The organism is Gracilibacillus alcaliphilus, assembly GCF_016909015.1.
GTDB classification, from domain to species: Bacteria; Bacillota; Bacilli; order Bacillales; family Amphibacillaceae; genus Gracilibacillus; species Gracilibacillus alcaliphilus.
The window spans coordinates 106,632-120,023 of the sequence record NZ_JAFBFA010000006.1 but is presented as its reverse complement, the minus strand read 5'-3'; the positions used below and the strand labels follow the sequence as shown (position 1 = coordinate 120,023).

The following is a 13,392-nucleotide window of genomic DNA, read 5'->3' as shown; positions in this document are numbered from 1 at the left end:
AAACAATTCATATTTATCATGTATTAACAGTCCATACCGTCCTATCATTGAAAAGGGTAACATCAGCAACAGCATGGAGATAGGTTTCACTAAACCTGTTGTAGAGAAGGAAAACCCGCTTCTTATAGTATATCTTCTTAGTCTATCAAAAAAATGATTGAATTGCTCCATTCAATTTTTGGTATTTTTTTACAATTGATTGATATTGCTGATGCCGCTCCATGTTTGGCTGAACAACCTGTTTAATCGGTATATTTTCCTTAATTTGTTCGAAAGATTCTACACGTCCTATACCTACTAGCGCAGTCCACCCTGCTCCCCAAGCTGCTCCATGATGTGTATCAGCAAGCTGTACAGGCTTTCCAAAGACATCTGCCAAAATCTGCACCCAAAGTGGAGATTTTGTTAATCCACCGTTTGCCGAAATGGTAGTTGGCGGACCGGCAATTTCTTCTACCGATTGATTGATCGTATATAAATTGAAAACTATTCCTTCCAGAACAGCTCTTACCATATGTGTGCGTTTATGTGTCATATTCAGACCGTAGAAATTACCTCGCGCTTGTTGGTTCCAAACCGGAGCACGTTCCCCATTTACATATGGAATAAACAACAGGCCGTCAGCGCCCGGCTCAATTATTTCTGCACCTGCCAGAAACTCCTGATGTGTTCCCTCAAACTCCATTACGTTCTTCAGCCATTGTAAAGCTATTCCGCCATTATTAGTAGGACCGCCAACAATCGAGGTATCCTTGGTAAAGGCATAACTAAAGGTTTCGCCATTATCATTAACGAGCTGGCCAGAAATTAATTGACGGATAGCTCCACTCGTCCCAACAGATACTGCAACTTCACCTGGCTTAATTGCCCCATCGCCTAAGTTAGCAAGCTGCCCATCAGCTGCCCCAATAATTAATGGTACATCAGCAGGCCATTCTAAAGCCGTCTTAATCGTTGCATCTATATCGGTTACCATAGTTGTAGGGGCAACAATGTCTGATAATTGACTTCGGTCGATACCTGCCAATTCCAATGCTTGCGCATCCCAATCCAAACTATAAATATTCATTAAACCTGTTGCCGAAGCCATCGAATAATCGATCACTCGCTGTTTGGACCACTTGTATAATATATATTCTTTCATTGACATGAAAAATGCAGCATCTTGATAGGGCTGGTAACGATTATCTTTCATCCACATTAACTTAAGCAATGGTGACATCGGATGAATCGGGGTGCCTGTTTTACTATAAATTGCTTTCTTTAGTGTTGGATCTAATGAGTCAGCAAGTTCACTGCTGCGCCCATCTGACCATATTAACATATTAGACAAAGGCTCACCCTTGTCGTCCACACAAATAAGCGAATGCATAGCACAAGATATCCCAATCGCCACTACTTTATCTTGGTTGACCTTTTGAAAAATCTCCTTTAATACTTGTTGAGTACTTGCTTCTACTTCGAGCGGATTCTGTTCTACATAAGATGTACTTGGATAATATGTATCAATTAACTGTTCCGCTTCTGCTTCCACCTTCCCCTGCAAGTCAAAGGCAATAGCTTTCACACTAGTAGTACCAATATCCAGACCTATCACTAATTCCTCCATGATATCCTCCTTTGTACTCTTTTCATAACATTGAGCTAATTCATAATGAGAACTATAACCGATGTACCTCTTGTCGCCACAATGAGAAGCTGTCACCCATTATCAGACTTTGGGAGACAGCAATCTCATTACTTGTTTGTAATTATCCTATTGGCAGCAAAGCAATCGTTTCGTTACTTTTCGATTAACTCTTTATTTTAGATAATTCCCGGTTCATACTGCCACTTTTATATCCAACTAAATCCATTGTAACAAATTGATAACCATAACTCTGCAGTTTTTCTGTAATCCTTGTATGATTTCTCAAAATGAGATCCATATCTTGAGGTTCTACCTCTATTCGTGCGATATTATCATGTGTCCTTACCCGCACCTGTCTTACCCCAACGGTTTTCAAAAAGGCCTCTGATTTCTCTACCTTTGTCAGTTTGGCTTTAGTAATCGTTTCACCATAGGCAATCCGTGATGATAAACAAGCAAAAGATGGTTTATCCCAAGTAGGCAGGCCTAAACGCTTCGATAGCTCACGAATTTCTTCCTTATATAAATCAGCTTCTTGTAATGGACCGCGCACACCTTGCTCTTTTGCCGCTCTCATTCCTGGACGATACTCACTCATATCATCAGCAATAACGCCATATACGATATTCTCAAAACCTTTTTCGTTCATAATCGGTACTAAATGATCAAACAGGCTGTTTTTGCAGAAATAACACCGATTCTTATCATTCTCTGTATAACCTGGAATGGCTAGTTCACTTGTCTCAATAACTAGATGTCTCGCCCCAATATGTTCTGCTAAACGCTTTGCCTCTTCTAATTCACTTGTTGGATAGGTTTCTGAATCTGCAGTAACTGCCAGGACATGATCGGTTCCAAGCGCCTCTACCGCCACTTTCAATAAATAGGTACTGTCTACGCCGCCAGAAAAGGCGACGACAACTTTTTTCATATCCTGAAGGATAGAAATAAGTGACTGCTGCTTCTGTTCTATCATGTTCTGCCTCTCTCCTTTACCTTTTAGATCGTCATACTGCCAAAGCCGCCATCCACCCGAAGCAGTTCTCCGGTTACAAAGCCGCTTGCTTTATCAGAAGCAAGGTATACAGTTGCACCTTGTAATTCTTCTGGATCTCCAAAGCGTTTCATAGGGGTATGGCCCATAATCGATTGCACTCTGTCTTCACTTAAGATCTTCCTGTTCTGTTCTGCTGGGAAAAAGCCCGGAATAATTGCGTTTACCCTAATGTGATATGGCGCAAATTCTCTTGCTAAATATTGTGTCACACTATTAATAGCTGCCTTCGAAGCCGAATAGGTGAATACTTTAGAAAGAGGTGTCGTTGATGAAACGGAAGATATATTAATAATACTGCCACTTCGGCCTTGTTCGATCATCTTTTTGGCAAAAGCTTGTGTAGCAAATACGATTCCTTTCAGATTGACATCCATAATTTGATCCCATTCTTCTGGGTCTAATTCAAGGTATGGGGTGGTACTGTTCATACCCGGGGCGTTCAACAAGATATCCCAGCCGCCTGACCATGCTTCAATCTCACCAATTACTCGATCAATGCTTGACAGATCACTGACATCTGCTTGAAAAGCCTTTGCTTCTCCACCACTTTCCTTAATCGTTTGTGCCACTTCTTCTGCGGTTTGCATATTACGTCCTACAATTGCCACCTTTGCTCCATGATCTGCTAACCCTTTGGCCATTGCACCTCCAAGTGTACTATTACCTCCTAATGCTACTGCTACTTTTCCTGATAAATCAAATAAAGAACTCATATCATAGACCTCCTAAAATTATTGTGTCAAATTGCCTTCTTGATCAAAATGCCATGCATATACCTCTGATGCTTTTTCTAAGCTCTCATTCTCTGCTACATCTGTTAACATATTCTCCGAAACTTCTATTTCCCCGATTTCTAAAGTGTTCTTGATGCGCACTACTCTAGCCTTATGAAAATCTAAAATATTACATGTCTTAATTGCCGCTTGGATAGCCGCCTTTTCATTAGGCATAGCGGTAGAGATATGGGTTGGGCCTACAACAGTAGAAGTTAATCCATTTGCGTAGGTTGCTTCACGATCCATTTTATCTACTAGACGTTCAGTCGTGAAATCAGCTGTTCCTACCCCATTCGCATTCCCTTCGGTTGCTTCGGTTAAATCCAGCACAACCATCTTGGTAACTTCTGGCCCCCCATAAGCATATGGTGTTGGATATCTCCCAGTGATATTGGGATCCATTCCATCTCCACTTATGTTCTTACCTATTTGATCAATAATCAGTACATCAATCTGATCAAACATCAGCTTTGGTAAGGAAGCTTTCGCTAACTTCTGTAAATCTGGCTCTTGTTCTACAATCTCATTTGGCAAAAGCACCTCTAATCGAGCTACCTTGTCAAAGGCATTCTCTACCGTGGCAATAGCAAATAATATCGGCATTTTATCAAGAATTACTTTGCCCATTGCAGGAACATATTCAGCCATATGCTTAAAACCTAACTGATGACAAGCTTCTGCCCCTTTCTGTTTACCAAGTCCAATACTAATCATTTTCATAATTCCGCTTTCGTAGGGTCCCCTGAAGGCTGTATGAGGTTTCACCCGGTTAATCACTACGATACCATCTGCTTCAGAAGCAAGCTTATCTATATACACAGGCAGGCCATTCTCCAGTTCATCAATTTTAATGACTTCCATCGAAGAACGAATTTCTGCCCCGACCACTTCTTCTTTTACACCCAGATGTTCAAGAACAGCTTTCTGTCCAGGTCCTGTTGCCCCTCCATGACTTCCCATACATGGGACAATAAAGGGTGCCGCACCTTGCTCCTTCAAGAAGTCAACCGTTACCTTTGTCATTTCAACAATTCGATCTAATCCTCTGCTTCCGACTGCCACTGCGATTTCCATACCCGGACGTATTCGCTGCTCAATACGTTCAGTATGTAATCGCTTTGATAATTCTTGTGTTAAATCATCAATTTGCTGATTATCGAAATGCTGCTTTACCTTTACCATCTTTGGTATCGGTATATCCTGCACCAATTGTTCTAAAATCCCCATTTTCTTCACTCCTTATTTAGAATATGTGCTGGGCAACATATACCGTTGCCGTTACAGTCAACATACTTACCACGGTAGAATAAAGTACCGTCTGCGCTGCTAAATCTGGATGATTGTTGTACTCTTCAGCGATCACTGCACTATTAACAGAAGTCGGCATGGCAGAAGCTATCAGTAATGCCTGAGCCAATACTCCTTCTAGTCGGAAGGCAAATGCAATAATGACATAAGCAATAATAGGTCCTCCAACTAAACGAAGAGCAATACTAGCGTAGACACTTGCTAATCCCTTAATAAATTTCATTCTGGCTACTTGTGCACCCAAAGTCACAAGCGCAAGCGCTACCATTGAATCAGCGATATAACTTGCCGAAGTCCAAATCGGATCTGGAATTGGTACCTGCCAAATATTAAGCATGACGCCTGCTAACATCGCATATAGGACAGGCATTCGAAAATAACCTAACGCCGCTTTCCACTTGCCATCTCTTGCTGCCCGTAAAGTAAATATACCATAAGAGAACAGAAAAATATTCTGAAGTGTTAAGACCAGTACTTGAATCGACATGGCATACGGATCACTTCGAAAAACTAAATCATTTACTGGTACGCCATAATTGCCAGAATTAAAAAACATGGCACTATTGGTAAACGTTGTCCGCTTTCCATCTGTGATCTTTAACCATTTAGCTATAATAACCGCAACAATGAAGAGCGTAACTACCAATAACACGAAAAAGCCAAAAACATAAAGAAATAACTGTCCATCAATAGTTGTCTCATATAATCGGACAAAGATAAAGCCTGGCACCAAAAAATAAATATTTAATTTTGCTAATGTGCCCAAATCTAATTGAAATTTAAGATGTAAGATAAATCCTATGGCTAATAATATAAATACCGGCAGAATGACATCTTGAAAAATAAATATAAACTCTGTCAACGACACACCACCCTTTTGTTAGGACACAGGTACCGAGAAAGACAAACCTATGCAAGTTACCAGTCCCTGATAAGCTATAGTATAGCATTGCATCAGACTAATTTGACAATATCGGCTCTTCAATCGCTACATTCATTTGTTTTTATTTCATTTTTAACAACGTTGTTATTCTATTTTATCATAACTTTTTAACAAAGGGAATAAACAGAGCTTTTTTATACAAAATAAGAAAATGACTGAATAATAGGTTGATTTATTCTCTCTATTTCCGGCCTTATGCTCTTATAATAAAATGTGATGTCATATCTTCATATAACCATCGAGGTTCAGATGTCTTTTTGTTCTGGGAAAAGTCAAAAAAACGAGCGCACTCAAACCTTAAATTCAACTTAATGTAAAATATATATTTAACATTTCGTAAAAGCTGCCGATATAATTGCTATAACATTTTGTAATAGTTAGTTTTTGATGAAGAAAGAGGTGAATAAAATGCCGAAAAACACATTTTATAATTTACCCGGTAAAAAAAGATGGAAGCTTGATCAGGCTCTTTACAAAGAATTTTCTTTTTATTCGTTAAATGATTCCTCGATTGCCCGTATTATAGCGGATGCTGAAATACCCAGAGGAAGTTTCTACCAGTATTTTTCTGATTTAGAGGATGCCTATTATTATACACTTGAACAACAGATGAGGGAAGTTGCTAACTTGTTTACAGGACTGTTAGAGAAACATGATGGGGTTATTTATTCGGCTACTACGGAATTCTATGCTATACTTCTCAAAGAGAGTAAACATTTTCCGATATTCACTCATGCACTGTTAAATATGAATGGCAAGATTCATCAATTAATCAGTCATTTTTTTACGATTGATAACGAGAAAGCATACCAGCAACAGTTAGAATTGGCTGTTAATCCGATTGAAAACAAGGACTATTTCTTTCATTTGCTTCGAGTTATTTCTTCTGTTATGGTACACAACTTCATTGAAACACACTCACAAATGATTCCTTTAAAAGCAGCGATCTATAACTACGAACAAGATTTAAAACTGATCAAGACAGACCAGCATATAGCAACTTTTTAAAGACAAGAGATCGATCTCTTGTCTTCTTTCATGAAATGAACCAGACTTTCATATACTATAATACTTTCTAAAAGCTGGAGGTCATCATAGATGAGGATTACCGTACGTCCCAATGATAGCTTATGGTATTACAGTCAATTATTTAATATACCGCTCCCCTTGCTTCTTGCTGCTAACCCACATCTCTCAGCTGTTTCCTTGCAAATCGGTCAGCAAATCAATATTCCAGGATACGAAACTGCTTCCTATACGATTCAAGTGCATGATTCTTTTTGGAAGATTTCTAAACAGCAGCAAATCCCTCTTGACCAATTATTATTACTAAATACAGCTTCTATAGCAGACAATTTACAGCCTGGACAAAGCATCGCCAGTCCAGTTCGTGTCCAACATGCCATTGTTACAGATGTTACCGAATATTCCTATGCCAAAATGCAGGCAGATATCGACAAATTGATAGAAGTTTATCCATTTATTCAGAAAAATGTGATTGGTCAAACCGTATTAGGGAAGGAAATAATCGAATTACAATTTGGAACCGGGGCACGAAAAAAACATATCAACGGTGCTTTTCATGCCAATGAATGGATTACTACACCGGTTATTATGCAATTTGCGAATCAATATGCTTTGGCCTTAACAAACCAACAGCCTATCAATGGTTTGGATATGTTGCCTTACTTTTCACAAAACACGTTATCACTTGTTCCAATGGTAAACGCAGATGGGGTCGACTTAGTGTTATTTGGGGCAGAAGCAGCTGGAGATAAGCAAGAAAGTGTACTGGAAATAAATCAAGGAAATCAGGATTTCTCTGATTGGAAAGCAAATATAAATGGGGTTGATTTAAATAATCAATTTCCAGCATTATGGGAAATTGATGCAGCTAGAAAACCAGATTCCCCACAACCGCGGGATTTTCCTGACTATGCTCCCTTAACTGAGCCGGAGTCAATTGCGATGGCTGAGCTGGCACAACAGCAACCATTTGATATTATGAATGCCTTTCATACGCAAGGACAAGAATTCTATTGGGGAATTCAAAGACTAGAACCAGCAGCATCTTACGTTATTGCAGATGAATACGAACGTGTCAGCGGTTATAAATCAGTACAGTATGTTGACAGTTTTTCCGGATATAAAGATTGGTTTATCCAGGAGTTTAGGCATCCCGGCTTTACCGTGGAATTAGGGCTTGGCGTAAACCCCCTTCCGATTAGTCAATTTGATGAGATTTATGCAGATACCTTAGGAATTATGCTGGCCACGTTATATATGTAACTATCAGAAAGGATACCTACCTGCTGGCGGCTAGCGATCGCTTCCCCTATTAAAGTTGCATTCTCTGTTATAACGAATTCAAATATTTCATAGCTGAGTCCTCTATCTTCCTCATTATTTCATCATAAAAACCCCCATTCCAGTTATGGGGGTTTTTGAGTCTTATGCCGCTTACTTATTGACTAAGGCAGCTGATTACCAGCAGCACGATACAAGTCATACCACTCTTCTCTAGAAAGCGTTACATCAGAAGCCTTAGCAATGTCTGTTAAGCGTTCCTTATTCATTGTGCCTACGATTGGCTGCATCTTCGCTGGATGACGCAGAAGCCAGGCAATCGCAATAGCTGATTTTGTTGCACGATATTTATCAGCATATTCCTGCAGTTTCTGATTGACTTCAGGGAATTTATCATTATCGACAAACACCCCTCCAAAGAAACCATGCTGGAATGGAGACCAAGGTTGAATCGTCATATCATGCAAGCGGCTGTAGTCCAAAATACCGCCATCTCGCACAATAGATGGATCATGCTGCATATTAACGTTCAGACCTGCGTCTATCATTGGTGTAAACATTAAGCTTAATTGCAGCTGATTGGCGATCAAATCTTGGTCGACATACTTTTTCAATAATTCAATTTGGCTTGGATTATGGTTACTTACCCCAAAATGACGAACCTTACCGCTTTGTTTCAATTCATCAAAGGCTGCTGCTACCTCTTCCGGCTCTACCAGCGTATCTGGTCTATGTAACAACAGAATATCAATATAATCTGTCTTTAAACGCTTCAAACTGCCTTCCACTGAAGCCAGAATATGTTCTTTCGAGAAGTCAAAAAATCCTTCACGAATACCACATTTCGTTTGGATTACCATTTTTTCACGAATAGACGGATTCATATCGATTGCCTCAGCAAAAATCTCTTCTGATCTTCCTTTTCCATATATGTCTGCATGATCAAACATATCAATTTCTAAATCCAGTGCATTTTGAATCACTCGATTAGCCTCTTGCACAGACAATTGATCCATACGCATACAGCCTAACGAAATTTCACTAGTCTGCAAGCCGCTTTTTCCTATTTCAAGCTTCTTCATTCTATTCACTCCTCTCCCATTTGTATCAGTAATTGTAGCACAAAGCGTGTGTGTAAGCGATTATATTGCACTTTACCAAGTGAGGCAAAAGCGTTAATAATACAGTACGGGTCACATCCAATATTTTCAATCTCCTACGACTTTGTTAAAGTAGGAATAGAGTAGACTGGCTCTGATTTATTTTTCCATAACAAAACCGGAGACTGTCCTACTTATTGGAGCTGCCCCCGGTTCTTTTACATCATTCTCTTGGCATAGCTTACTTTTCCATTGCCAAATATAATGCACCTTTTATCCCTGCTTCGTCTGTTAAGCCTGGTGCTACAATATATTTATCAATTTCTTTTTCTGTTAGGTATGGGGAACTTACATAACCATTGAGCAGTTCCAACACCTTCTTACGAATTAATGGGAATAATTGTTTTTGTTTCATTACCCCTCCCCCCATAATAATTCGTTCTGGTGAAAGGATATAGATATAAGTGGTTAGTGCCTGGGCAAGATAATAGGCTTCCATTTCCCAAACCTTGTCATCCTCAGCTAACTCGTGGCCTTTCTTCCCCCATCTTTTCTCTAATGATGGTCCTGCCGCCAATCCTTCCACACAATCGGCATGATAAGGACAAGTTCCTTCGTAAGTATCTTCTGGATGACGCCTTACACTGATATGTCCCATTTCTGGGTGGGATAACCCTTTTAATGTTTGTCCATGAAAATACGCTCCAGCGCCAATCCCTGTACCTACTGTAATATATAAGCATGTGTCTACATCTGTCGCATTGCCCCATTTGGCTTCCGACATCGCTGCCACATTAACATCTGTATCAATAACAATTGGAACTTGCAGCGCTTCTGTCAGCTTTGCTCCAAGCGGATAATCCACCCAATCTGTTTTTGGGGTTTTCTGGAGTTGACCATATGTATCACTATGTTCATTCATATCAATTGGTCCAAAACCGCCTAACCCTAAACGTTCAATCCCTTTTCCTTCAAAAAAAGTGATTACTTTAGGAACCGTGATATCCGGATGTTCCGTTGGAATCACTTCTTTCTCTAAAATATCTCCTTTGTCTGTCCCTACTGCCAGAACAAACTTTGTACCTCCAGCTTCAATTGCACCTAATTTCAATGCTGTTACCTCCTCTTAAAACGACCTATCATCACATTGCAAAAGTTGTAAGTGATCGTAAGTACATCTGTTTATCATAGATTATTTTAGCATAACCGAACCTCTTTAGACAGCGTTTTCGATGATAATTTCAACAAATGTCACTTTTGTGAACAAAGACACTATGAATCAGGATTTTTTACAAAATAATAAAATTTATTACGAATTTCGAAATAGTTTTGCTATAATTATGTGAATCCAGATAGAAAAGGAGCATGCGCAATTATGTTAAAGCAATTTTTCTCTTATTATAAGCCGCATAAGCGCTTATTTATCATTGACTTCTCTAGTGCTGTAGTCGTGGCGATACTAGAGCTAGCCTTTCCAATCGCTGTTCAATGGCTCATTGATGAGCTATTGCCGCAGGGAGATTGGAACTTAATTGTAACGATCAGTATTCTGTTACTGGCTGTTTATCTATTAAGTACATTCTTACAATATATTGTAAGTTATCTGGGTCATAAGCTGGGAATCAATATTGAAACAGACATGCGTGAAGAATTATTCACCCATGTGCAGCGGCAATCATTCCGCTTTTTTGATAATACAAAGACAGGACATATTATGAGCCGGATCACCAATGATTTATTTGATATTGGCGAGTTAGCTCACCATGGTCCTGAGGATTTCTTTATTGCCATTATGACGTTTTTTGGGGCTTTCTGGATTATGTTTAACATTAATCCAACATTGGCATTAATCGCCTTAGTAATGGTGCCACTGCTTGTTGTCTTGATTACTTATTGTAATATTGCCATGAATAAAGCATGGCATAACATGTACCGTAATATTGCAGATGTCAACGCCCGTGTCGAAGATGCCGTATCTGGTGCAAGGGTTGTACAATCCTTTACTAACGAAGATTTCGAATTAACACGATTCAGAAAAAATAACGGACTCTTCCGCAAGGCAAAAATTGGTGCATATAAGGTAATGGCCGGTACTCATTCCAGCATCTATATGATGACACGTTTATTAACGCTTATTGTGTTAGTAGTAGGAGCCTGGTTAAGCTTTAAGGGTGACTTGCGTTATGGAGAATTAGTCAGCTTTGTATTGTACACCAACGTCCTGATTAAACCAATTGATAAGGTTAGTGCTTTGTTAGAACTATATCCAAAAGGAATGGCTGGATTCCGCCGTTTTCAGGAGCTGTTGGCAAAGGAGCCAGAAATAAAAGATCGCTCTGGCGCAACCGATATCCAATCATTACAAGGCAACATTGTATTCGATCATGTGCACTTTCATTACGATGAAAATAAACAGGTGCTGGAAGATATTAATCTGCAGATCCAGCCAGGCGAGACGGTAGCCTTTGTCGGTCCTTCAGGCGCTGGTAAAACAACGATTTGCTCCTTAATTCCACGATTTTATGATGTCAACAGTGGTTCAATCTCCATTGATGGCACCGATATTAGGGATATGACGAAACGATCACTTCGTTCTCAAATTGGAATTGTGCAGCAGGATGTCTTCCTATTTAGCGGTACAGTGCGGGAGAATATTGCCTACGGTAATAGGGAGGCTACAGAAGAAGAAATCATTGAGGCGGCAAAAAAGGCCTATCTTCATGATGTAATTGCCGAGCTGCCAGAAGGGTATGATACACAAATCGGTGAACGCGGCTTGAAGTTATCAGGCGGACAAAAACAACGGATGGCTATCGCCCGAACTTTCTTAAAGAATCCGCCAATCCTTATCTTGGATGAAGCAACTTCCGCCTTAGATACGGAGACAGAGCGTATGATTCAGAAATCGTTAGATAATCTTGCGGAGGATCGTACAACCCTAGTTATTGCACATCGTCTGGCCACCATCAAAGACGCCGACCGCGTCGTCGTAGTTACCAAGGAAGGAATTGTGGAACAAGGAAGTTATCAAGAATTGTTAGAACGTAATGGTGTATTTGCACGTCTGCACCATATCCAATATCAAAATCAATAATCTTAACATAGGATTTTATGTCATTAAGAAGGGGCTGCTGCACAATGGGAACTACATGGTGCGACAGTTCCTCTTTTTAGGTGTCTGACTTACGCAAAGACGTATTCTTTTCAAATGGTTGAAAAGGGATGTTGTCAAGATAGCCATTTTTGTTGACCCTCTATGGCTACTCGATCTCTTCAAGTCCCAAGAAATGGGCTTTTCATCAAATGCTGAGATTATATCTTATCTGTTGAAGCTTTGAGGAGTTGTTCTTTTGATAAGATGTCAGGGGTATCTTATCTTTTCAAGCCCTCTATGAGCCGACTTTTATCTCTTGAAGCCGACTTAGAAAGTTAAAAAGGATGTCTCACGTGAATGTTCTTTCCCATCATTAGCAATAATTAAAAAGAACCATCCTCATACCAAAAAGCTGTTACAACATGCAGCATTTACATGGTGCAACAGCCCCTTCTTGCCTTGTTATACGAAAACTCTGATCCAGTGGTTCACACGAATGAACCAAATTACTAGGGTGGCTAAAGCTTACATGGCTGGTGATACCTACCAGGACATGCTGGTTTTAAACATCCCCTGTTTAAGAAATCTTTGTCCCATTCGCTACTGTTTGATCTGGTGCTAACAGGACGACATCACCTTCACCCGGCACTCCTCCCAAAACAAGCACCTCTGATCGAAAACCTGCAATTCTAAGAGGCGGAAAATTAACTACTGCTGTAATTTGTCTTCCGATTAACTGCTCTGGTGAGTAGCGTTTAGTAATTTGAGCTGATGATTGCTTTATTCCAAGCTCCCCAAAGTCTATCTTTAATTTCAATGCTGGTTTTCTTGCCTCTGTGAAATTTTCTGCCTCTATGATAGTTCCGATGCGCAAATCTAATTGCAAAAAGTCCTCTATTGTCGCCATAATATTACCCCTTGTTTTTTGTTTTTTACTTTGACATTTCACTTATTTCTATCATATAATAACATTTCAGTGTATTATTTTTCGACTAAAATAGTCGCTTCCAAAAGACAAACACACCCAAAAATTGACATTATCAAAATATGAGGCTTTCTCAGCTCAGTCTTTAGGTTCCTCAGTAAAAACATAATTTTACTATTTTTCATGTATAAGTGAGATGCTTATATCAGACTTAAGTCTTATTCTTCGATGGCTAACCCTCACCACACCAAC

At 39.6% G+C, this 13,392-nt stretch carries 11 protein-coding genes; 3 read left to right on the top strand and 8 right to left on the bottom strand.

Going from position 1 to position 13,392, the window contains the following annotated elements; genetic code table 11:
* Nucleotides 1-145: 145 nt before the first annotated feature.
* The 5 genes from JOD18_RS06820 to JOD18_RS06800 form a co-directional block, all read right to left on the bottom strand.
* Nucleotides 146-1,609: a gluconokinase gene (locus JOD18_RS06820; protein WP_204668196.1), complete on the bottom strand. Its 1,464-nt coding sequence runs from the start codon at nt 1,607-1,609 to the stop codon at nt 146-148.
* Nucleotides 1,610-1,793: 184 nt separating this feature from the next.
* Nucleotides 1,794-2,606, bottom strand: coding sequence for an ATP-dependent sacrificial sulfur transferase LarE (gene larE / locus JOD18_RS06815; RefSeq protein ID WP_204668195.1), 813 nt, complete (start codon nt 2,604-2,606; stop codon nt 1,794-1,796).
* Between the two features lie 23 nt (nt 2,607-2,629).
* Nucleotides 2,630-3,400, bottom strand: a complete 771-nt coding sequence (locus tag JOD18_RS06810) for an SDR family oxidoreductase (RefSeq protein WP_204668194.1) — start codon at nt 3,398-3,400, stop codon at nt 2,630-2,632.
* 18 nt (nt 3,401-3,418) lie between these two features.
* The gene (locus JOD18_RS06805; RefSeq protein WP_204668193.1) at nt 3,419-4,690 is read right to left on the bottom strand and encodes a nickel pincer cofactor-dependent isomerase, group 22; all 1,272 of its coding nucleotides are present in this window, start codon (nt 4,688-4,690) and stop codon (nt 3,419-3,421) included.
* Between the two features lie 16 nt (nt 4,691-4,706).
* Nucleotides 4,707-5,633 (bottom strand): AEC family transporter, encoded by a 927-nt coding sequence (locus tag JOD18_RS06800; RefSeq protein WP_204668192.1) that lies wholly within the window; start codon nt 5,631-5,633, stop codon nt 4,707-4,709.
* 489 nt (nt 5,634-6,122) lie between these two features.
* Here JOD18_RS06800 and JOD18_RS06795 point away from each other — a divergent pair, with 489 nt between their 5' ends.
* Nucleotides 6,123-6,722, top strand: a complete 600-nt coding sequence (locus JOD18_RS06795; RefSeq protein WP_204668191.1) for a TetR/AcrR family transcriptional regulator — start codon at nt 6,123-6,125, stop codon at nt 6,720-6,722.
* A 90-nt stretch (nt 6,723-6,812) separates the two neighbouring features.
* On the top strand, nt 6,813-8,003 hold the full coding sequence (locus JOD18_RS06790; protein WP_204668190.1) for a M14 family metallopeptidase: 1,191 nt from the start codon (nt 6,813-6,815) through the stop codon (nt 8,001-8,003).
* A gap of 182 nt (nt 8,004-8,185) precedes the next feature.
* On the opposite strand, the gene JOD18_RS06785 is transcribed toward JOD18_RS06790, so the two are convergent.
* Both JOD18_RS06785 and JOD18_RS06780 read right to left on the bottom strand, forming a co-directional pair.
* Entirely contained in the window at nt 8,186-9,103 is a 918-nt protein-coding gene (locus JOD18_RS06785; RefSeq protein WP_204668189.1) for an aldo/keto reductase, read from the bottom strand.
* 259 nt (nt 9,104-9,362) lie between these two features.
* The gene (locus JOD18_RS06780) at nt 9,363-10,232 is read right to left on the bottom strand and encodes an ROK family protein (RefSeq protein ID WP_204668188.1); all 870 of its coding nucleotides are present in this window, start codon (nt 10,230-10,232) and stop codon (nt 9,363-9,365) included.
* Between the two features lie 264 nt (nt 10,233-10,496).
* On the opposite strand from JOD18_RS06780, the gene JOD18_RS06775 reads away from it, so the two are divergent.
* A complete protein-coding gene (locus JOD18_RS06775; protein ID WP_204668187.1) occupies nt 10,497-12,215 on the top strand; it encodes an ABC transporter ATP-binding protein in 1,719 nt (572 codons plus the stop codon).
* 577 nt (nt 12,216-12,792) lie between these two features.
* Here the strand turns inward: JOD18_RS06775 and csaA are convergent.
* Entirely contained in the window at nt 12,793-13,122 is a 330-nt protein-coding gene (csaA, locus tag JOD18_RS06770) for a chaperone CsaA (protein WP_204668186.1), read from the bottom strand.
* Nucleotides 13,123-13,392: the final 270 nt, after the last annotated feature.

Coding starts and splice junctions, on each gene's coding strand:
- larE (WP_204668195.1), bottom strand. CDS start 2,606: ATGATAGAACAGAAGCAGCAGTCACTTATTTCTATCCTTCAGGATATG.
- JOD18_RS06785 (WP_204668189.1), bottom strand. CDS start 9,103: ATGAAGAAGCTTGAAATAGGAAAAAGCGGCTTGCAGACTAGTGAAATT.
- JOD18_RS06820 (WP_204668196.1), bottom strand. CDS start 1,609: ATGGAGGAATTAGTGATAGGTCTGGATATTGGTACTACTAGTGTGAAA.
- JOD18_RS06790 (WP_204668190.1), top strand. CDS start 6,813: ATGAGGATTACCGTACGTCCCAATGATAGCTTATGGTATTACAGTCAA.
- JOD18_RS06775 (WP_204668187.1), top strand. CDS start 10,497: ATGTTAAAGCAATTTTTCTCTTATTATAAGCCGCATAAGCGCTTATTT.
- JOD18_RS06795 (WP_204668191.1), top strand. CDS start 6,123: ATGCCGAAAAACACATTTTATAATTTACCCGGTAAAAAAAGATGGAAG.
- JOD18_RS06805 (WP_204668193.1), bottom strand. CDS start 4,690: ATGGGGATTTTAGAACAATTGGTGCAGGATATACCGATACCAAAGATG.
- csaA (WP_204668186.1), bottom strand. CDS start 13,122: ATGGCGACAATAGAGGACTTTTTGCAATTAGATTTGCGCATCGGAACT.
- JOD18_RS06810 (WP_204668194.1), bottom strand. CDS start 3,400: ATGAGTTCTTTATTTGATTTATCAGGAAAAGTAGCAGTAGCATTAGGA.